Consider the following 18,900-nt stretch of genomic DNA (forward strand, 5'->3'; position numbering starts at 1 on the left):
TGCGAGCCCTGTTGCCGGAACGCGTGCTACGCCGCGTGACGCCGGGCGAGACGGCGCCAGTGGCGACCTCAACGCGCAGCGACAGTGGCGGGAACCCCGGTCTGCGCACGGCCGGCGGCGACGCGGTCCAGCACGTACTGGACGGTGAGGCAGCCCAGACCCCAGGCGGCCAGGGTGACTATGGCGCCGGTGAGATGCACGTCGTGGAAGTACGCGGCGCCCCGCAGACCACGCACGGCGGCCGCCGGCGGCATGACCGAAGCGAGTGGCGAGAGCCATGCGGGCAGGAAGGTGGCCGGCAGGATGCCGCCGGACGTGGCGTTGCCGAGGATCAGCAGGACCACGGAGGCGACCGGCATGCCGAGCGGCCCGAACAGACGAAGCAGGAGCCCGGCCGCCGCGGCGGACGCCCACGCCAGCAGGCCCACCACGACGGTGACCACGGCGAACGAGGCCGGCAGCGCGCTGAAGGCGGTGTGCGTGAGCAGGGCCACCACCACGCCGGAGGCGGCGGAGAAGACCAGCATCGAGGCGACGCGGACGGCCAGCCGCAGGCGCGGAGCGATCTGGTAGGAGGACACCGCGAAGAGGAAGCCGGCGAGCACCACGCCGAAGGCGGCGTAGAACACCGACAGGCCGCGGGAGTCCCCCGCCGCCAGGGGAAGCACGTCCTTGACGGGAACCGGCTTCCCGACCGCCGCCGTCATCGCCGTGGCGAGGCTGGAGACCGTGGACGGCCCCTGCGCGCCGGCCACCAGAACACGCGTGCCTTGGCCGTCGGCGACCAGGGCGGCCGGGACCTCGTCGTGGGTGACGGCCTGGCGGGCGGCCTCGGCGTCCGGGTAGCGGTAGAAGGTGTATCCGTCGGGGGCCGCGTTGTTGAGAGCGAGTTCCGTGTGGGCGGCGACCCTGTCGGATGCGGCGATGCCGACGGGCTGGTGCCGCGCCGACGGTGCGTGGAAGGCCGCGAGGTACACGGCGACGAACACGGTGCCGATCGCCAGGGCGGTGATCACCGGCACGAGTATCGCCTTGCGGGCGCCGGCAGCCGCCGCGAGCACCGGGGCGGGAAGGTCGGGCTCGGAGTCGACCAGAGCATGCCTGGCACGTCTCCCGTGATCGGCTGCGGGGTCCGCATTCGGATCCTGCGGGGCGAGTCCGGACGGGGCGCCCGGTGGGTACGTCGTGGCGTGGTGCATGAAGTGAGGAACTCTCCGATGTCGCGGGGCCGCAGCCCCCTTGGGTGGTGTGCTCCCGACGAGGCTGCGGGCCGGACGGGGCAAGGGGCGGTTCGCCGCCCCTTGGTGGTCGTACCGTTCGCTAGAACATCCCGCCGTCGAACTGCAGGGTGCGGCCGGTCATGTAGGCCGCGTCGTCGGAGGCGAGGAAGGCGTATCCGGCGGCGATCTCCGAGGGCTCCGCGAGCCGCCGCAGCGCGACCGCGGTGTCGAGCCACTCGGACAGCTCCTGCTTGCCGACCAGTTCGGGGTGCTGGTAGCTCGCCCCGTGCTCGGCGGCCATGTCGGTGGCGGTGCCGCCCGGGGCGATGGCGTTGATGGTGATGCCCTTCTGGCCGAGTTCGGCGGACAGGTTACGGCGAACAGCTGCCCGCGCGTGTTGACCGCGAAGACACGGTCGAAGTCGGCCGGCGTGATCTTGTCCAGCGCGTCGAAGTGCTCGATGCCGGCACAGGACGCGAGCACGTCCAGCCGGCCGAACTCGGACACCGCCCGCTCGATCAGCTCCCCGGTCTGCTCCGGATCCGCGGCGTCGGCCCGAACGGCGATCGCGCTATCGCCGTCGTCGCCGAGTTCGGCGACGAGAGCGTCCGCTGCCTCCTTGTTGCCGCGGTAGCCGATCGCCACCGCCGCGCCTTCGTCGGCCAGCCGCCGTGCGACGGCCGCACCGATCCCACGGCTGCCGCCGGTGACGACTGCGACCTTGCCTTCGAAACGTGTCCCCTGCACGGATGACATGACTTCTCTTCTCTCGGGACAAGTGGGGGAGTCGCTGCGGGCAACGGCTGCGGCGCCCGAACGGAAGGCCGACCGCCACGGGACACACCAGAGGTGCGCTCGCAGTGCATGTTCCCTGCCGACTCAACCACCGTAACATCTAACCGCAGGAAATCCTTCACTTAAGCGCTGCGGTGGACTCGGCTGACGTAGTCTCATGGCGTCGGCGGGCAGGGATCAGGTCGGTCGGCACGGTCGCGAAAGGACAGACCCACAGTGACTTCCCGCACCAACGGCGAGGACAGGAAGCCGCGACTCAGGGCCGACGCAGCCCGCAACCGGGCACAGATCCTCGCCGCCGCACGCACCGCCTTTCGCGAACTGGGCACCGCCGCGCCGCTGGACGAGATTGCCCGCCGCGCCGGAGTGAACATCGCCACGCTCTACCGGCGCTTCCCCGATCGCGAAGCCCTCGTGCAGCAGGTCGTGATCGACGGATTCACCCTGGTGATCGAGGCTGCGCGCCACGCACTCGACGCCGCCCCGCAGGACTCCTTGGCCGCCATCGAGGGGTTCCTGCTGCGCCTGGTCGACGCACGGGACATCCTCGTACTCCCCCTGATCGGCGGCCCGGTTCCCACCACCCGTGAAGCGGTCGAGCTCCAGGCTCAGACCGCCCTCCTACTCGAGCAGCTGATGTCTCGCGCCCGCTCCCAGGGGACCATCCGGCCCGACGCCACCCACATGGACCTGATCACCACCGCAGCCCTGACCTGCCGCCCGATGCCCTACCTCCCCACGGAACAGGCCGCCACCCTCGCCACCCGCCACGTGCACATCTTCATGGACGGACTGCGCCCGAACGGCACCCGGCCGCTTCCCCCGTCCCCGACGCACGAAGAGCTCAGCGTCCACCTGCACGCAGGCCCTGCGGAGAGCTGAAGCCCCACCGCCCCGAGTAGGTCGATCCGGTCACCCTCGGGATTCATGAAGAACATCCAGTGGTCGACCAATTAGCGAGCGACCTATCGCTGGAGATCAAGCTTCATATCCAACAGCCTTGCCCCTAATGCCCTGTATCACCCCCACGTGACGGGGGTCACGTGTGCCGTGGGATGGATCCATGAGGTTTACTTGTTCGGACAGTAAACGGGCTCGGGTGCGGCAGCACCGGGTCCTGTCGGCAAGGGGCCGCCCCGTACGCGGCCTGTCTCTTTCTCATTGAGCAAGGATGATGATCATGTCGAAGGCCTTCGAAACGTACGACCTGGGCGCGACCCGCCTGGCCAACCGCATCGTGATGGCTCCGATGACCCGCTCCCGCGCCTACGGCGAGGGCAACAGCCCCACCGACCTGGTGGCCGAGTACTACGCCCAGCGCGCCAGTGCCGGTCTGATCGTCACCGAGGGCACCCAGCCGTCGGTGATCGGCCAGGGCTACCCCAACACCCCCGGCATCCATACGACCGAGCAGATCACCGCCTGGCGCAAGGTCACCGACGCCGTCCACGCACGTGGCGGCGTCATCTACCTGCAGCTGATGCACACCGGCCGCGTCGGCCACCCGAGCCTGATGGGCCTCACCCCCGTCGGACCCTCCCCCGTCCAGGCCAAGGGCCAGGTCTACACCCACGAAGGCCCCCAGGACTTCGTCACCCCGAAGGAACTCACCGAAGCCGAGATCCAGCAGACCATCGCCGACTACGCCTCGGCTGCCCGCAACGCGATCGAAGCCGGCTTCGACGGCGTGGAACTGCACGGCGCCAACGGCTACCTCATCCACCAGTTCCTCGCCCCCAACTCCAACACCCGCACCGACACCTGGGGCGGCACCCCCGAAAACCGCATCCGCTTCGCCGTCGCCACCGCCAAGGCCGTCGCCGACGCCATCGGCGCCGACAAGACCGGCTTCCGCATCAGCCCCGCCAACCCCTACAACGACATCGACGAAAGCGACCGCACCGACGTCGACGCCACCTACACCGCCCTCGTCGACGCCCTCGCCCCCCTGAACCTGGCCTACCTCCACCAGATGGAAGCCCCCGAGGTCCGCGACCTCACCCTGCGCCTGCGCAAGGCCTGGCCCACCACCTTCATCCTCAACCCCTTCACCGGCATGGAGCCCACCGGCCCCGACGAGCTGCAGTTGATCGAGGACGGCACCGCCGACCTCGTCGCCTACGGCGGCCTCTTCCTCGCCAACCCCGACCTCCCCACCCGCCTCAAGCAGGGCGGCCCCTACAACACCCCCGACCGCGCCACCTCCTTCGGCGGCGACCACACCGGCTACACCGACTACCCCACCCTCGACTGACAACCGGCCAGTAATCACCACTGGCACACCGCGGCGCCCAACGGCCCAGGGCCGGGGCGCCGCGACGCTTTCCGGACGGAGCGCCGAAAGCGCCGGCTGGAGGACCGATACGCATGGAGACAACGTCAGGGAGTGAAGACAGGGACGTCACGTCGGCCGCGCACCACGGCGCCGTCAGCTATGCGATCTTCCGTATAGGCGGACTACATCGCGTGCTCGCCGGCCAGTTGCTGCGGGAGGTCGCGCTTCACCCGAGCCAGGAGCTGCCGCATCACCGCGTCGGTGGTCTTCACCAGCAGGTCGACCAGGGCCCGCTGGTTCTCCGGCTTGACGGTGAACACGTTGATGAGCGTGGTCACTTGAGCGTGTGCGGTGATGGTGGCTGTGGTGTCCATGCGCCCTCCTCCGTCTGTGTTCGCTGTTGTCATGCCGTCGTGTTGGCGGGGCGCTCGATGACGAGGTCGCGCGTACTCCAGGGGTGGCTCACGGGACATCCGCCGGGGCGTTGCGTGCGAACGTGTTCGACACTACGGTCCTCAACGATCAACAACCTTCGCGCATATGGCCGTTCGGGTTTGGGAGGCGGACGAAGCGCATGCGACGGCAGACCGCGCAGGTCATTCACAATCCGGTGCTGGCCGGCTCACACCCCGACCCGTCCGTGCTGCGGGTGGGCGACGACTTCTACCTGGCGACCTCGACGTTCGAGTGGCACCCCGGCGTACGCCTGCACCACTCCCGGGATCTGGTGAATTGGCGACCGCTCAGCGGTGTCCTGGACAGCGCACGGCTCCTGGACCTCACCGGCTGCCCCAACTCGGGCGGCGTCTGGGCGCCCAACCTCAGTCACGCGGACGGCCTGTTCCACCTCGTCTTCAGCAACGTCTCCACGTACGCGGGCGGCTTCACCGACAGCCCCAACCACCTCACGACGGCGCCCTCGATCAACGGCCCCTGGTCCGACCCGGCGCCGCTGCACGCGCGGGGCTTCGACGCGTCACTCTTCCACGACGGCCCCGACAGCCGGCTGCTGAACCTGGTCCACGACTGGCGGCCGGGCCACGGCGGTTCGGCCGGCCTGGAGGCAACCCGCTACGGCCGCGACGCGCGCCGCCTGGTCGGCGACCCGGTACGGATCGCGCTGCCGCCGCAGGCCGGCTGGATCGAGGGGCCCAACCTCTACCGCCGTGGCGACTGGTACTACCTGGTGACCGCGGACGGCGGCACGGGCTACGACCACCAGGTCGCCGTCGCCCGCTCCCGCACCCTCACCGGTCCCTACGAACGCGACCCGTTCGGCCCGTTGCTCACCGCCCGCCACCACCCGGACCTGCCCCTGCAGAAGGCCGGGCACGGCAGCCTGGTCGAGACGCCGAAGGGTGAGTGGTACCTGGCCTACCTCGTCGCCCGGCCCCACGGCGGCCGAGGACCGTGCGTGCTCGGCCGCGAGACCGCACTGGCACCCGTCACCTGGACTCCCGACGGATGGCCGCGCGTCCGCGGTGGTCTGCCCGCGCTGGAAGTACCCGCCCCCGACCTGCCCGCCGAGGACGCCGCTGCGCCCTCGACCAACGCCGACGACTTCGACCAACCGGTGCTCGGGTCCCAGTGGTCCACACTGCGCCGCCCCGCCACACCGGACTGGCTCACCCTCACCGCCCGCCCGTCCCACCTCCGGCTGCACGGCGGCCGCTCCCCGCAGAGCCTCATCGGTCCCAGCCTGGTCGCCCGCCGAGTGACGTCCCCCCACGGCGCGTTCGAGTACCGGCCGCGGTCCTTCCAGCACCTGGCCGGGATCACCGCGTACTACAACACGCGCAACTGGTACTTCCTGCACATCACCGTCGACGACCACGACCGGACGGTCCTCCGTGTGGCGCGCTGCGACCGCGGCGCACTGACGGTGGACGAAGCCGACGGAGTAGCGCTCGGCGATACCCGCCACCTGCGCCTCGGCTTCGACCTGCACGGCCCCGTCCTGCGTTTCCGCTACGACACGGGGGGCGGCCGGCACCCCCTCGGCCCGCCCCTCGACGCCACCGTGCTGTCCGACGAACACGCCGAGGAGTTCGAGAACGGACAGATCCGCTCCCTCGGCTTCACCGGCGCGTTCCTCGGCCTGTGGGCCTGGGGTGACCGGAGACGGCCTGGCGGCCGACTTCGACGAGACGGTCTGGCACAGCGGCCTCTGAACCCGTCGGGCCCAACGGCCATCCCACGTCGGCCGGGAAGCTCGGGTGCTCGCGGCACATTGCGTGGGGGCCATCGGCCTGGTCGTTCGCGCCAGATGATCACCACCGCGGCGGGCACCGTTTGTCATGGACCACTGCCATCCGTGACCAAGGTCAGCCACCGCGGGTTCGACTCGCCCGGCAGGTGCCGATGAGCGGCATGCTCAACCCTGAGCCGGGAACGACCCACGCGAAAGGGGCCCCGCAGACTCTCGCCCGCGAAGACCCTTCGCACCGTCGGGAACGGGGTCCGAGACACCCGCCACCCTTCCAGCGAGCTTCTCCCCCTCAGTGACACCACGATTGGCCGAAACAACTAACCGACCGGTCTATTAATCATAGGCGATCGGTCGTATACTCAGGGCCATGGGACGCACCAGTGATGCGAGGGAGAAGATCCTCACCGCCGCGCAGTCGCTCATCGAGCTGCGAGGCTACTCAGCGTTGGGCGTGGCTGAGATCTGCAAGGCCGCCGGCGTGCCGAAGGGCAGCTTCTACTACTTCTTCGAGTCCAAGGAGGCCCTTGCCCTGGCCGTGCTGGACGAGCACTGGGCAGCCCAGCGTGGCGGCTGGGTCCGGGCCCTGCAGAACGAAGCGGAGCCGCTCTTGCGGCTGCGCCGGCTCTTCGAGGAGACCGAGGCCGACCTGCGCACAGGCCAGCAGAGCTGCGGGACTGTCTCCGGCTGCATGTTCGGCAACCTCACCCTGGAGCTGAGCAACCAGACCGAGCCCATCCGCGAACGCCTGCAGCAGATCTTCGAGGCCCAGGTGGACATGGTCGAGAAGGTCGTCACCGAAGCCCGGCAGCGCGGGGACGTCACCGTCGGGGACACCCGGGAGGCCGCCCGGTCGGTGGTCGCCCAGCTCGAGGGCCAGGTGTTGTTCGCCAAGCTCTACAACAACACCCAGCACCTCGAAGCCCTGTGGGACAACTGCCTGTCGCTGCTCTCCGCACGCCGTCCGGACGTAGCGGCCGTCAGCTACTGACCAGCCCCGGCCCCGGATCACTGGGGTGCTCGATCAGCGGCATCGTCTCCATGAAGGCCCACGGTTCCAGGGGGTGAGCCCGGGACTGTCTGCACCTCGGTAGGACCCCCGGCGCCACGGGCCGAGCGCACGGCCCTCGCCGGGTGACTGCCACAGCGGCGTCCGACAGTGCCGGGGAGGCCGCGGCCTCGGGCGCGGCCGGGGCGAAGGCCACCCGGAACTCCTGGCAGCATCCGGTGCGCCGGTGAAGGTCGGTCCCCGGTCGTTCGGGTGCGGCGTCAGGTGTGTGACCTCGTCACTCCGCCACACAGGCAACGGCACCGAAGCCTGGACATCCGGCGCGGCGAGCAGCCCGAGCGGCGCCACTCCACCGGATGCGAAGGCGGGCGCCAGCTGCAGCAGTTGCCCCTGTCCGGCAGGCCCGCGAGAGCTCGCGGCCTCACCGGCGCAGACATCGTGGGATTCGGCCGCCGGCCCTCGTCGGCCAGTGAGTTGCGTTCTTCGGCGTGCTCTCCAGCGTCTTGGTGACCACCGCGGCGACCTGTTCGTCGGTGACCGTTCTGGGGCCGCCCGCGGCACCGGTCAGCGCGGCGACCCTGGACTACGTCGCCCGGGCGACGGGCCGCGATGGCCCGGCATCCCGACCTGTCTCGCAGGACCTTTTTGACACTAGCCGACCGGTCTACTAACGTAAGCGACCGGTCGACTTTCCGACCGTGCGTACCAAGTTCCCCATGAAGTGGAGAGCCCCCGTGGCCACCCCCGTCAAGCTCGCTGTTGTCTACTACTCGTCAACCGGCACCATCGCCGAGATCGCCAAGGAGCTCCGTGACGCCGGCGTCAAGGCCGGCGCCGAGGTGCGCCTGCTCAAGGTCGCAGAACTCGCGCCCCGGGCGGCCATAGACTCCAACCCCGCCTGGGCCGCCCACCACGCCGCCACCGCGGACATCCCCGAGGCCACGCCCGAGGACATCGAGTGGGCCGACGCCGTCCTCTTCGGCACCCCCACCCGCTTCGGCAACGTCTCCGCCCAGCTCAAGCAGTTCGTCGACACCCTCGGCGGCCTCTGGGCCCAGGGCAAGCTCGCCGACAAGGTCTACAGCGGCTTCGTCTCCAGCGCGACCGCTCACGCCGGCCAGGAGTCGACCCTGCTCGCGCTCTACAACTCCATCCACCACTTCGGCGGCATCACCGTCAGCCCCGGCTTCACCGATCCCGCCAAGTTCATTGACGGCAACCCGTACGGCACCTCTCACGTCGACGCCCAGGGCAACAACCCCGTCGACGACACCACCCGCACCGCCGCCCGCATCCAGGCCGAGCGCGCCGTCAAGATCGCCGCGGCTCTCAAGGCCGCTGCCTGATCAGCCCGCTGGACACAAGCCTGTCGGCGCCGCCCCTGCGGCGCCGACAGGGCGCATCAGCACCGCTGCGTGCCACACCGCGAACGCTCTGCCGGTGCCGCCGCCCCAGCGACTCCTCCCCTTCGCCGGAGGTGTGTGTCCTCCGGCGCAGCGCCGGCGCCAAGGATGACAGGCGGCTTCGCTTCGCCGTTCGGCTGAGCAGCCTGCAGCGGGACGGCACCGCCACGCCACGCCGTCCGTGCGCGACGGGCCGGCGATATCCCCATCAGAAGCCGGCCCTGCAGAACCGAGAGAGGAAGAGGACCATGAAAGAGTTCCTGGTCGAGCTCACCACGACCGTGCCCGAGGGCACCGATCCCACCGAAGTGGATCGACGTCGCGCCGCCGAGGCTGCCCGGGCGAAGCAACTCGCCTCCACGGGCCATCTGGTCCGGCTGTGGCGCCCGGTGGGCGAGCTCCGCAGCATCGGCGTGTGGCGCGCCGACGACGAGGCGGATCTGCGTGAGAAGGTCCTTGGCACCCTGCCCCTGTGGCCCTGGATGACCGCAGTGGTCACCGCCGTCCAGTCGCATCCCAACGACCCGGGCCCGACCGGCCGCACGGCCTGATCGAGCCGCCTCATGCCCATGCTTTCTGCGGCCGCGGCGGCCACGGGAAGCAACGTTGATTCCACCGCCTGCGCGATGCCGCGCCCCGGCGCCAGACAGGTTCCATGAGCAAGGAACACCCACCACCGGGCGCCGCCCGTGCCGCACCTTCATGCGAGGAGAACCCTGATGACCAGCACAGCAGCGCAGGAAGCGATTCTGCGTGGAGTCATGGACCGGTGGAAGGCCGCGGTCGATGCACACGAGCCGCAGGAAGTCGCCTCATATTTCACCGAGGACGCCGTCTTCCAGGGACTTCGTCCCTACACCGTCGGCCGTCAGGGAGTCGCCGAATACTACGACTCCCAGCCTCTCGGGTTGACGGCGGACTACCAGGTGCTGGAAACACGTCAGTGGGCTGAGGATGTCCTGTTCGGCTACCTGCGTGTCGACTTCTCGTTCACCGACCGGCCGACTATCCGAGTCACTCTCAGCGTGGTCCTCAGGCATGTCGCCGACGAGTGGCACATCGCTCACTATCAGGTGTCGAAACTGGATTGACGGGCCCGTCGGGAGTGACAGTCCGACCCTTGGCCGACGTACGGGCTCCTCTCCCCGACTGCGTACAGACGAACGCCCCCAGCCGTCAGGCCACTTCGTTCGTAAGCACTGCGCAAGCTCCACAGGCGCCCCGCACCTGGCGACCGTCACCGTACGCCGGGACAGCCCACTCGCTCGGGTGACAGCGGCGCGCACCAGGACCCGTTCCCTTCCACCTGGTAGGCACAGGCTCCCATCGCAGGTGGCAGGCGTGCCGCGCCATGACCGTACCAGGCGCCGAGCTGGAATATTGTCGACCGGTCGACTAGTTTCGCTGTAGGCCGGCCTCGAGAAGTCGGCCCCTCACCCTCACCCTCATTGGAGAGAACCACCATGAACACTCCTGACCAGAAGGTCGCCGTCATCACCGGTGCTTCGCAGGGCATCGGCGCCGGCCTGGTGGACGCCTACCGCAAGCTCGGGTACGCCGTCGTCGCCACCTCCCGCGGCATCGCCGCCTCACAGGATCCGAACATCCTCACCGTTCAGGGCGACATCGCCGACCCTGCCACCGCCGAGCGTGTCATCGCCGCCGGGCTCGATCGCTTCGGCCGTATCGACACCCTGGTCAACAACGCCGGCATCTTCATCTCCAAGCCGTTCACCGAGTTCACGCAGCAGGACTACGACGCGGTCACCGGCGTCAACCTGACCGGGTTCTTCCGCATCACCCAGCTCGCCGTCGAGCAGATGCTCCGTCAGAGCGGTGGACACGTCGTCCAGATCACCACCAGCCTGGTCGACCACGCCAGTTCCGCGGTCCCCTCGGTGCTGGCCTCCCTGACCAAGGGCGGCCTGCAGTCGGCCACCAAGGCGCTGGCCATCGAATACGCCACCCGCGGCGTCCGCAGCAACGCCGTCGCACTCGGCACCATCAAGACGCCGATGCATCCGGAGGAGTATCACGACATGCTCGCCGCACTGCACCCGGTCGGCCGGATGGGCGAGATCAGCGACATCGTCGACGCGGTCGTCTACCTCGAGAACGCCCCCTTCGTCACCGGAGAGATCCTCCACGTCGACGGCGGCCAGAGCGCTGGCCACTGACCCCGGACGACTGCCCGGAGGGGCCTGCCCGGGCGCCGCGTCCGGCGCCCGGGGCGCCCGCGTCCCCCACACAGGAGTTCCCGTGAGCAAAACCTTCCTCATCACAGGCGTCAGCACCGGCCTGGGGCGCGCCTTCGCCCGCGAGGCGCTGGCGGCAGGCCACCAGGTCGTCGGCACGGTCCGCAAGCCGGACCAGATTCCCGAGTTCGAGGCCATGGCCCCGGGCCACGCCACGGGGATGCTGCTGGACGTCACGGAAGAGCACGCGGTGACCGCCGTGGTCGACCGGATCGAACGAGAGGTCGGTCCGATCGATGTGCTGATCAGTAATGCCGGCTACGGAGTCGAGGGGACCGTCGAGGAATCCTCGATGGACGACCTGCGCCGTCAGTTCGACGTCAATGTCCACGGGACGGTGGCGGTCATCAAGGCCGTCCTCCCCTTCATGCGGCGGCGCCGCCGCGGACACATCGTCACCCTGTCGTCCATGGCGGGTCTCACCGCGCTGCCCGGAGTCGCCTTCTACGGCGCCAGCAAGTTCGCCGTCGAGGGCATTTCCGCCTCCCTGGCCCAAGAAGTGGCCCCGTTCGGCATCCACGTCACCTCTCTCGCGCTCGGCTCGTTCCGCACGGACTGGGCAGGACGCTCCATGGTCCGCGTCCCGCGCACCATCCCCGACTACGACACCGTCTTCGACCCCATCCGCGCCGCCCGCAAGGCCAAGGACGGCAACCAGACCGGTGACCCCGCCCGCGCCGCCAGGGCCCTCATGACAGTGCTGGACGCCGAGGAGCCTCCCGTGCACCTGGTGCTCGGCAGCGACGCGCTGCGCCTGATCCAGCAAGGCCGGCAGCGGCTCCAGAACGACATCGATGCCTGGGCCCCGCTGACGGCCTCCACCGACCACCCGGCCGACGACACCATCACAGGACCCCGAACATGACCACCGCCTCCGCGCCCCTGCCCGTCGACTTCTGGTTCGATCCCGTCTGCCCGTGGACCTGGCTGACCTCCCGCTGGATGCTGGAGGTCCGTGCGACCCGGCCGATCGGCATCACATGGCACGTCATGAGCCTGGCCGTCCTCAACGAGACGCGCCTCGACCAACTGCCGGAGAACATCCGCGATCTCATGGACCAGGCCTGGGCGCCCGTCCGCGTCCTGACAGCCGCGCAGACGGCCTTCGGCTCCGAGGCACTGGAGCCCCTCTACACCGCGCTCGGTACGCGCTACCACCTCGAGCAGCAGCCGAAGACCCGCGCCACCATCGAGGCCGCCCTCCGCGAAGTCGGGCTGCCCCTCCACCTCGCCGACGCCGGTGACTCCCACGCCTATGACGAGGCGCTGCGCCAGTCGCACCGCGAGGGCATCGACCACGTAGGTTCCGAGGTCGGCAGTCCGATCATCGCCGTGCCGGGTCCACAGGCTCCGTCGGGCAAGGTGGCCTTCTTCGGCCCTGTCGTCACACCGGCGCCCAAGGGGGAGGACGCGGCACGTCTGTGGGACGGCACCCTCGCTGTCGCCTCCACGCCCGGCTTCTACGAGATCAAGCGCGGTCGCAGTGTCGGCCCGCTCTTCGACTGAGAAGTCAATCCGCTCACCGATCAACGGACTTGTCCGGTCGGACAAGGGTTCTGATGGGGTGATCGTGGTGCGGGCGGCGGATGACGGCAGGACCTCGCGGTAGCCCGGGGTCGGGTTCGGCAATGCGTCGGACGGCCCCGACCGCGCTCCTTGGCGCACCCCGACCCGGTCGAGGTGCGCTATGCGGCCCTCCCCAGCGGGCTGGTCCCGCACCGGTCCCCGAGAATGATCGAAGGGCCGTTTCAGATCTCCTCTGAAACGGCCCCTGACCTGCGACTTTCACAAGTCGGGACGACAGGATTTGAACCTGCGACCCCTTGACCCCCAGTCAAGTGCGCTACCAAGCTGCGCCACGTCCCGATGCGTTCACCCGCGGTGACCCGCGTGATCGTGCGAACAGAACTTTACCCCACGTCGTGGGCTGCTCCGAAGCGGGCGCGGGGCGCGCGACAATCGGCGTATGAGCGGGACATCTGAGGCTCGGCGGGGCGGCGGGCGTGATCGGGACACGGCGGGGCGGGCGCGGAATGCCCGGCCGCGCGACGGGCTGGGGCGACCCCTGCCGTACGGCGCGGACGGAGTGGAACGGCAGCCGGAAGGCGTCGTACGGGGCCCCGAGGAGACCGTCGCCGAGGCGCAGACGCTGCTGGAGGCGGGGAAGCCGTTCCACGCGCACGAGGTCTTCGAGGACGCCTGGAAATCCGGGCCCGAGGACGAACGCGCGCTCTGGCGAGGTCTGGCCCAGCTCGCGGTGGGGCTCACCCACGCGGCCCGGGGGAACGCGATGGGCGGCGCGAGGCTGCTGCGGCGCGGTGCCGGCGCGGTCGGGGAATGGGCGTCGGGAACCGGCCGGGAGCGGCCGTACGGGATGGACCTCGCGGAACTGACCGCCTGGGCACGGGAATTGGCGGGGGTCGTGGAGCAGGAGGACAAGGCGATCAGCGCGGAGGCGTGGGCACCACGACTGTGCGGGCGTGCCGACTGACCGGGCAGCGCCGCGGCGGGCCAAGGCCGAACCCGGGTGCGGTGCGTCCACTGTCAGTGGCGTACGGCAGACTCTCGGTGTGCGAAAGATTCATGTCATCGGGATCGGGGCGGGCGACCCCGATCAGCTCACGCTGCAGGCGGTCAAGGCGCTGAGGAGCACCGACGTGTTCTTCATCCTGGACAAGGGCGAGGTGAAGTCGGACCTCGTCCAGCTGCGCCGTGACATCCTCGACGCGCACATACCGCAGGGGGCATATCGACTGGTCGAGGCCCGCGACCCGGACCGCGACCGGTCCGCGGGGGGCACGGCGTACTCGCCGGCCGTCGGGGACTGGCGCAGCGCCCGCGCGGACATCTACGAGCGGCTGATCGCCGAGGAGCTGGGCGAGGACGAGAGCGGCGCGTTCCTGGTGTGGGGCGACCCCGCGCTGTACGACAGCACGCTCGGCATCCTGCAGGAGATCCTGGAGCGGGGCGCGGTGGCGTTCACGTACGACGTCGTGCCCGGCATCAGCAGCGTCTCCGCGCTCGTCGCCCGGCACCGCACAGGGCTGAACCGGGTCGCCCGGCCCGTACAGATCACCACGGGCCGCCGCCTCGCGGAGGGCTTCCCCGAGGGTGTCGACGACGTGGTGGTCATGCTCGACGCCCACCAGACGTTCCGGCAGTACGCCGACGAGGACATCGACATCTACTGGGGCGCCTACATAGGCACGCCCGACGAGATCCTCGCCTCCGGTCCCCTCGCCGAGGCGGCTCCCCGTATCGAGCGCCTGCGGGCCGAGGCCCGGGAGCGCAAGGGATGGATCATGGACACATATCTGCTGCGCAGGCATCCGAGGGGGTAGCGCACGCGCCGGCGACGGTACGAGCAGCTAGTGCGGGCCGAGGTCCAGCAGGGTCAGGGCAGCCGTCACATCCGGTACCGCGGTCACGCCTTCCGGGAGGTGGGGGCGGCGTACGACGACGACGGGAAGCTGCAGGTCGCGGGCGGCCGTGAGTTTGGCCGCTGTCGCGTCTCCTCCGCTGTCCTTGGTCACCAGGACGTCGATGCGGTGCTCGCGCAGAAGCGTTTTCTCGCCGTCCACCGTGAACGGGCCGCGCGCCAACAGTACTTCGGTGTCGGGGGGCAGCGGGGGCTCGGGCGCCTCCACCGAGCGTACGAGGAAGTGGAGTTCGGCGAGGACCGCGAAGGCCGCGAGGCCCAGGCGGCCCGTGGTGAGAAAGACGCGGCGGCCCAACGCCGGGAGCAGCGCGGCGGCTTCGGTGAGGGAGGCCGCCGAGTGCCACCGGTCGCCGGGCCCGGGGCGCCAGCCCGGGCGGCGCAGCACCACGGCGGGGACTCCCGTCGCCGCCGCGGCCCACGCGGCGTTCGCGGTGATGCCGGAGGCGAACGGATGCGTCGCGTCGACCACGGCGTCCACGCCGTGCTCGCGCAGCCACTCCGCCAGCCCCTCCGCTCCGCCGAATCCTCCGATCCGTACGTCCCCTGCGACCGCCCCCGGCCGGGACACGCGCCCCGCCAGGGATGTCGTCACCCGCACGCCGTCACGCGCCGCCAGCTCGGCGGCGAGTTCGCGCGCCTCGGTGGTGCCACCGAGGACCAGGACGTGGGGGGACATGGGGTCGAGGGTACGGGCGCGTGGTGGGAGCGTGGCTTCGGGTCCCACCCCGGGGGAGCAGGACGTGAGCAGGCCGGCCGCTCAGGCGCTGCGCCTCCCTCTGCCACCGGGTCGTGCGACCTGGTCGGAGCCCTGGGGCCGACGCGTAGGGCGTACTCCGGGTCCGGCAGGGTGAGCTGTCGGCGCAGGAGCCCCGCAGGCATGCGCGGCGCGGGCGCTGCTCGGTATCGTCCGGGCATGGAGTCGGTACGTGCGGTCCTGATCGACATCGACGGTGTGCTCACGGTCTCGTGGCAACCGCTGCCCGGCGCGGTCGAGGCCTTGCGGGAGATCCGTGCGTCCGGGCTCGGGGTCGCCCTCGTCACCAACACGACGTCCCGGACACGCGCGTCGATCGCCGCGACCCTGGGCGAAGCAGGTTTCCCCGTGGACGCCGAGGACATCCTCACCGCACCCGCCGTCACCGCCGCCTATCTCGCCGACCGCTATCCGGGCGCCCGGTGCTCCCTGCTGAACAGCGGCGACATCGCCGAGGATCTCGCGGGCATCACGCTGCTCGACGACGGCGACAGCGACACCGACAGCAGCACCGACAGCAGCACCGACAGCAGCACCGACAGCGACGACGACAGCCACGCGGACACCGTGCCGGATGTCGTCGTGGTCGGCGGCGCCGGGCCCGAGTTCGACTACGCCGCGCTCAACCGGGCCTTCGGTCACCTCCAGCGCGGCGCCCGGCTGATCGCCATGCACCGCAACCTGTACTGGCGCACCGACCGAGGGCTGCAACTCGACAGCGGTGCGTTCCTGCTCGGCCTGGAGCGGGCAGCCCGTACCGAGGCGGAGATCACGGGCAAGCCGGCGCCCGCGTTCTTCGAGACAGCGCTGGCGCGTCTCGGGGTCGGTCCCGGTGAGGCGCTGATGGTCGGCGACGACATCGAGTCGGACGTGCTCGCCGCGCAGCGCACGGGAATCACCGGGGTTCTGGTGAAGACCGGCAAATACCTGCCCGAGAGCCATCGGGCGGCGAGCGCTGAGCCCGACCACGTCCTGGACTCCTTCGCGGATCTCCCCGCCCTGCTGCGCTCGGCCGCGCCTCGGTAGGGCTCAGCGCAGCAGTAGTTGCACTCCACCCACCACCGTCGCCGCGATGACCAGCCGCTCGAAGAGCAGTTGGTTGATCCGGTTCACGGCCCATTTGCCGATGAACGCCCCCGGCACGACGAAAGCCGCCAACGCCGCGTCCAGCAGCAGCGAGTGGCCGTCGATCAGACCGAGTCCCACGCTGAACGGCACCTTCGACACATTGACGATCAGGAAGAAGAAGGCCGACGTGCCGAGGAAGCCCAGCTTTCTGAAGCCCGCCGACAGGAGATACATCGACATCACCGGGCCCCCCGCGTTGGCGACCATCGTCGTGAAGCCGCCGAGCACACCGTACGAACGGGCCTTGACCCGGCCCGTGCGCGTCGCCACCGAGTCGGGTTCGTCGTCCTGGGCCGCGGCCCGGCGGCGCCACACGGTGACCGCCGCCATCAGCAGCAGGATCGCCCCGATCGAGGTCCGTACGACCTCGTCGTCGGCCCACACCAGGAACAGCGTGCCGAAGACGACGCCCGCGGCGACGGCCGGGAACAGCCGCCACAGCGTCGGCCAGTGGGCGTGCCGCCGATAGGTGAGCACGGCGAGCACGTCCCCGACGATGAGGATGGGCAGGAGAACCCCGGTCGAGGCGCGGGCGGGCAGCACGGCGGCGAAGATCGCCAGACTGACCGTGTTCGCCCCGCTCACGGCGGTCTTCGAGAAGCCGACGAGCAGTGCCGCGGCGGCGAGAGCGGCGAACTCCCAGATGGATATGTGCCAGAGCGTCATCGTGTTCATGCGGGGACCGATGCTAGGCCCACGCATCTCTTCACGTAAGGACCGTCTCGCCAGTTGGCCCCTTCACCCGGACCGTCGCGCGAGGTGACCCGGTGCGTCAGCCCGTGTAGCGCGCCCGCAGTTCCCGCTTGAGGACCTTCATGCTCGGGCCCAGCGGCAGCGCATCGGTGAACTCCACGCGGCGCGGGTACTTGTGGCGGCCCAGGTGTTCCTTGGACCAGTCGGTGATCTCCACCGCGTCCGACGCGGTCCCCGGGGCGCGTACGACGATCGCGCAGACCTCCTCGCCGTGCAGCTCGTCCGGCAGGCCGATCACCGCGACCTGAGCGATGCCGGGGTGACGCATCAGCACCTCCTCGACCTCGCGCGGGTAGACGTTGTAGCCGCCCCGGATGATGACGTCCTTCTTGCGGTCGACGATCCTGAGGAACCCCTCGTCGTCCTTGGTGCCGAGGTCACCGGTGCGGAACCAGCCGTCGACCATGGCCTCCGCGGTCGCCTCGGGCCGGCCCAGATAGCCGGAGAAGACGTTGTGGCCGCGGAGGACGACCTCGCCCAGCTCCCCCGGCGGCAGCAGCTCGACGCGCCCCTCGATCTCGGCCCGCGCGATCTCCACGTCCACGCCCCAGAGCGGGTGTCCGATGGTGCCCGCCTTCGTGCCGAACACGGGCTGGTTCACGGACGCGGCCGGCGAGGTCTCCGACAGTCCGTAGCCCTCGTAGATCTTCGCCCCGAACGCCTCCTCGAAGCGTTCCAGAACGGCGACCGGCAGCGAGGCGCCGCCGGAGACGCACACACGCAGTTCGGGCAGCAACTCCGCCGTGCCGGCCGCGGCCGCGAGACCCACGAACATCGTGGGCACCCCGTGAAAGGTGTTCACCTTCTCTTCGACCATCAACTCGATGGCCCGCGCCGCGTCGAAGCGCGGCAGCAGCACGAGCGTCGCCCCCGCCCGCCAGGTCGAGTTCATGGACACTGTCTGCCCGAAGGCGTGGAACAGCGGCAGCGCGCCCAGCGCGATGTCGTCGGGACGGATGTCGTTGGCGTCGAATGCGTTGACCGTCGCGTTCATCACCAGGTTGAAGTGGCTGAGTACGGCGCCCTTGGGGACGCCGGTCGTGCCGCTGGTGTAGAAGACGACGGCCGGGTCGTCCGCCTCGCGGGTCACGTACGACGGCAACGGTTCGGCGTCGGCCGCGAGCTTCTCGAACTCGGCGCCCAGCGTGACGACCTGGACGCCGAGGGCCCGTGCGGCGGCGGCGCCAGTGTCGGCCTGCGCCGGGTGGCAGAGCAACAGGCCGGCACCGCTGTCCTTCAGGACGTGTTCGACCTCGCCCTGCGACAGCAGCAGATGGACGGGGACGATCACACCGCCGGCCGCCGCGATCGCGTAGTAGGCGTGCGGGAAGTCGGCCGTGTTGGGCGCCATCAGCGCCACCCGGTCCCCCGGCCGCACGCCCAGGCCGACGAGAGCGCCGGCCTGGGCCCGGGCGCGCTGCCACACCTCGGCGAAGCTGAGGCGCAGCTCGCCCTCGACGAGCGCCGTCCGGTCCGGACGGCGGCGGGCGTTCTCGGCGAGGATCGCGGCGAGGGACAGGGTTGCCATGGAGGGATGCTCCGTTTCCTTGCTGGTACGGCTCTGAACCGGATGTCCTTGCTGGCGCGGCTCTGAACCGGATGGGGGTGTCAAGGTCTGGCGACACCCCCGGCTACGTACTCGGGGACAACTGGCGGACGCCCC

The 18,900-nt window shown here is 70.2% G+C and carries 18 protein-coding genes, 1 tRNA gene and 1 pseudogene; 13 read left to right on the forward strand and 7 right to left on the reverse strand.

Annotated elements, in window-relative coordinates:
* Nucleotides 1-68: 68 nt before the first annotated feature.
* Together IEY95_RS11175 and IEY95_RS11180 are read right to left on the reverse strand one after the other, a co-directional pair.
* A complete protein-coding gene (locus IEY95_RS11175) occupies nucleotides 69-1,199 on the reverse strand; it encodes an ABC transporter permease (protein WP_189185783.1) in 1,131 nt (376 codons plus the stop codon).
* Nucleotides 1,200-1,320: 121 nt separating this feature from the next.
* A pseudogene (locus tag IEY95_RS11180) lies at nucleotides 1,321-1,976 on the reverse strand (SDR family NAD(P)-dependent oxidoreductase).
* 255 nt (nucleotides 1,977-2,231) lie between these two features.
* On the opposite strand from IEY95_RS11180, the gene IEY95_RS11185 reads away from it, so the two are divergent.
* Both IEY95_RS11185 and IEY95_RS11190 read left to right on the forward strand, forming a co-directional pair.
* The gene (locus tag IEY95_RS11185) at nucleotides 2,232-2,897 is read left to right on the forward strand and encodes a TetR/AcrR family transcriptional regulator (RefSeq protein WP_189185784.1); all 666 of its coding nucleotides are present in this window, start codon (nucleotides 2,232-2,234) and stop codon (nucleotides 2,895-2,897) included.
* Nucleotides 2,898-3,195: 298 nt separating this feature from the next.
* Nucleotides 3,196-4,269, forward strand: a complete 1,074-nt coding sequence (locus IEY95_RS11190) for an alkene reductase (protein ID WP_189185785.1) — start codon at nucleotides 3,196-3,198, stop codon at nucleotides 4,267-4,269.
* A 203-nt stretch (nucleotides 4,270-4,472) separates the two neighbouring features.
* On the opposite strand, the gene IEY95_RS11195 is transcribed toward IEY95_RS11190, so the two are convergent.
* Nucleotides 4,473-4,664: a hypothetical protein gene (locus IEY95_RS11195; protein WP_189185786.1), complete on the reverse strand. Its 192-nt coding sequence runs from the start codon at nucleotides 4,662-4,664 to the stop codon at nucleotides 4,473-4,475.
* 200 nt (nucleotides 4,665-4,864) lie between these two features.
* On the opposite strand from IEY95_RS11195, the gene IEY95_RS11200 reads away from it, so the two are divergent.
* The 8 genes from IEY95_RS11200 (at nucleotide 4,865) to IEY95_RS11235 (ending at nucleotide 12,669) form a co-directional block, all read left to right on the forward strand.
* Nucleotides 4,865-6,655: a glycoside hydrolase family 43 protein gene (locus IEY95_RS11200; protein ID WP_189185787.1), complete on the forward strand. Its 1,791-nt coding sequence runs from the start codon at nucleotides 4,865-4,867 to the stop codon at nucleotides 6,653-6,655.
* A gap of 211 nt (nucleotides 6,656-6,866) precedes the next feature.
* On the forward strand, nucleotides 6,867-7,487 hold the full coding sequence (locus IEY95_RS11205; protein WP_189185788.1) for a TetR/AcrR family transcriptional regulator: 621 nt from the start codon (nucleotides 6,867-6,869) through the stop codon (nucleotides 7,485-7,487).
* A 752-nt stretch (nucleotides 7,488-8,239) separates the two neighbouring features.
* Nucleotides 8,240-8,851 (forward strand): NAD(P)H:quinone oxidoreductase, encoded by a 612-nt coding sequence (gene wrbA, locus IEY95_RS11210; protein WP_189186013.1) that lies wholly within the window; start codon nucleotides 8,240-8,242, stop codon nucleotides 8,849-8,851.
* Between the two features lie 305 nt (nucleotides 8,852-9,156).
* Nucleotides 9,157-9,459, forward strand: coding sequence for a muconolactone Delta-isomerase family protein (locus IEY95_RS11215; protein ID WP_189185789.1), 303 nt, complete (start codon nucleotides 9,157-9,159; stop codon nucleotides 9,457-9,459).
* 168 nt (nucleotides 9,460-9,627) lie between these two features.
* Nucleotides 9,628-9,999, forward strand: coding sequence for a YybH family protein (locus tag IEY95_RS11220; protein ID WP_189185790.1), 372 nt, complete (start codon nucleotides 9,628-9,630; stop codon nucleotides 9,997-9,999).
* A 372-nt stretch (nucleotides 10,000-10,371) separates the two neighbouring features.
* Nucleotides 10,372-11,085, forward strand: coding sequence for an SDR family NAD(P)-dependent oxidoreductase (locus IEY95_RS11225; protein ID WP_189185791.1), 714 nt, complete (start codon nucleotides 10,372-10,374; stop codon nucleotides 11,083-11,085).
* An 82-nt stretch (nucleotides 11,086-11,167) separates the two neighbouring features.
* The gene (locus IEY95_RS11230) at nucleotides 11,168-12,028 is read left to right on the forward strand and encodes an oxidoreductase (protein WP_189185792.1); all 861 of its coding nucleotides are present in this window, start codon (nucleotides 11,168-11,170) and stop codon (nucleotides 12,026-12,028) included.
* The gene (locus IEY95_RS11235) at nucleotides 12,025-12,669 is read left to right on the forward strand and encodes a mycothiol-dependent nitroreductase Rv2466c family protein (RefSeq protein ID WP_189185793.1); all 645 of its coding nucleotides are present in this window, start codon (nucleotides 12,025-12,027) and stop codon (nucleotides 12,667-12,669) included. Before IEY95_RS11230 ends, IEY95_RS11235 begins: the two co-directional genes overlap by 4 nt.
* Before the next feature lie 286 nt (nucleotides 12,670-12,955).
* Here IEY95_RS11235 and IEY95_RS11240 read toward each other — a convergent pair.
* A tRNA-Pro gene (locus IEY95_RS11240) sits at nucleotides 12,956-13,029 on the reverse strand.
* A 100-nt stretch (nucleotides 13,030-13,129) separates the two neighbouring features.
* On the opposite strand from IEY95_RS11240, the gene IEY95_RS11245 reads away from it, so the two are divergent.
* Together IEY95_RS11245 and cobF are read left to right on the forward strand one after the other, a co-directional pair.
* Complete coding sequence (locus IEY95_RS11245) at nucleotides 13,130-13,654, forward strand: DUF309 domain-containing protein (protein ID WP_189185794.1); 525 nt, start codon at nucleotides 13,130-13,132, stop codon at nucleotides 13,652-13,654.
* Between the two features lie 79 nt (nucleotides 13,655-13,733).
* Entirely contained in the window at nucleotides 13,734-14,504 is a 771-nt protein-coding gene (gene cobF, locus IEY95_RS11250) for a precorrin-6A synthase (deacetylating) (RefSeq protein WP_189185795.1), read from the forward strand.
* A gap of 27 nt (nucleotides 14,505-14,531) precedes the next feature.
* On the opposite strand, the gene IEY95_RS11255 is transcribed toward cobF, so the two are convergent.
* Entirely contained in the window at nucleotides 14,532-15,278 is a 747-nt protein-coding gene (locus tag IEY95_RS11255) for a cobalt-precorrin-6A reductase (RefSeq protein ID WP_189185796.1), read from the reverse strand.
* A gap of 237 nt (nucleotides 15,279-15,515) precedes the next feature.
* Between IEY95_RS11255 and IEY95_RS11260 the strand changes: the two genes are divergently transcribed.
* Nucleotides 15,516-16,382, forward strand: coding sequence for an HAD-IIA family hydrolase (locus tag IEY95_RS11260; RefSeq protein WP_189185797.1), 867 nt, complete (start codon nucleotides 15,516-15,518; stop codon nucleotides 16,380-16,382).
* Between the two features lie 3 nt (nucleotides 16,383-16,385).
* Here the strand turns inward: IEY95_RS11260 and IEY95_RS11265 are convergent, their stop codons facing one another.
* Complete coding sequence (locus IEY95_RS11265; protein ID WP_189185798.1) at nucleotides 16,386-17,159, reverse strand: sulfite exporter TauE/SafE family protein; 774 nt, start codon at nucleotides 17,157-17,159, stop codon at nucleotides 16,386-16,388.
* 97 nt (nucleotides 17,160-17,256) lie between these two features.
* Entirely contained in the window at nucleotides 17,257-18,765 is a 1,509-nt protein-coding gene (locus tag IEY95_RS11270; RefSeq protein WP_189185799.1) for a long-chain-fatty-acid--CoA ligase, read from the reverse strand.
* Nucleotides 18,766-18,900: the final 135 nt, after the last annotated feature.

Origin of the sequence: Streptomyces albiflavescens (assembly GCF_014645835.1) — a bacterium.
In the GTDB taxonomy this organism is placed as follows: Bacteria; Actinomycetota; Actinomycetes; order Streptomycetales; family Streptomycetaceae; genus Streptomyces; species Streptomyces albiflavescens.

Coding starts and splice junctions, on each gene's coding strand:
- IEY95_RS11270 (WP_189185799.1), bottom strand. CDS start 18,765: ATGGCAACCCTGTCCCTCGCCGCGATCCTCGCCGAGAACGCCCGCCGC.
- IEY95_RS11255 (WP_189185796.1), bottom strand. CDS start 15,278: ATGTCCCCCCACGTCCTGGTCCTCGGTGGCACCACCGAGGCGCGCGAA.
- IEY95_RS11220 (WP_189185790.1), top strand. CDS start 9,628: ATGACCAGCACAGCAGCGCAGGAAGCGATTCTGCGTGGAGTCATGGAC.
- IEY95_RS11245 (WP_189185794.1), top strand. CDS start 13,130: ATGAGCGGGACATCTGAGGCTCGGCGGGGCGGCGGGCGTGATCGGGAC.
- IEY95_RS11190 (WP_189185785.1), top strand. CDS start 3,196: ATGTCGAAGGCCTTCGAAACGTACGACCTGGGCGCGACCCGCCTGGCC.
- IEY95_RS11215 (WP_189185789.1), top strand. CDS start 9,157: ATGAAAGAGTTCCTGGTCGAGCTCACCACGACCGTGCCCGAGGGCACC.
- IEY95_RS11235 (WP_189185793.1), top strand. CDS start 12,025: ATGACCACCGCCTCCGCGCCCCTGCCCGTCGACTTCTGGTTCGATCCC.
- IEY95_RS11205 (WP_189185788.1), top strand. CDS start 6,867: ATGGGACGCACCAGTGATGCGAGGGAGAAGATCCTCACCGCCGCGCAG.
- IEY95_RS11195 (WP_189185786.1), bottom strand. CDS start 4,664: ATGGACACCACAGCCACCATCACCGCACACGCTCAAGTGACCACGCTC.
- IEY95_RS11225 (WP_189185791.1), top strand. CDS start 10,372: ATGAACACTCCTGACCAGAAGGTCGCCGTCATCACCGGTGCTTCGCAG.
- IEY95_RS11265 (WP_189185798.1), bottom strand. CDS start 17,159: ATGAACACGATGACGCTCTGGCACATATCCATCTGGGAGTTCGCCGCT.
- IEY95_RS11175 (WP_189185783.1), bottom strand. CDS start 1,199: ATGCACCACGCCACGACGTACCCACCGGGCGCCCCGTCCGGACTCGCC.
- IEY95_RS11260 (WP_189185797.1), top strand. CDS start 15,516: ATGGAGTCGGTACGTGCGGTCCTGATCGACATCGACGGTGTGCTCACG.
- IEY95_RS11200 (WP_189185787.1), top strand. CDS start 4,865: ATGCGACGGCAGACCGCGCAGGTCATTCACAATCCGGTGCTGGCCGGC.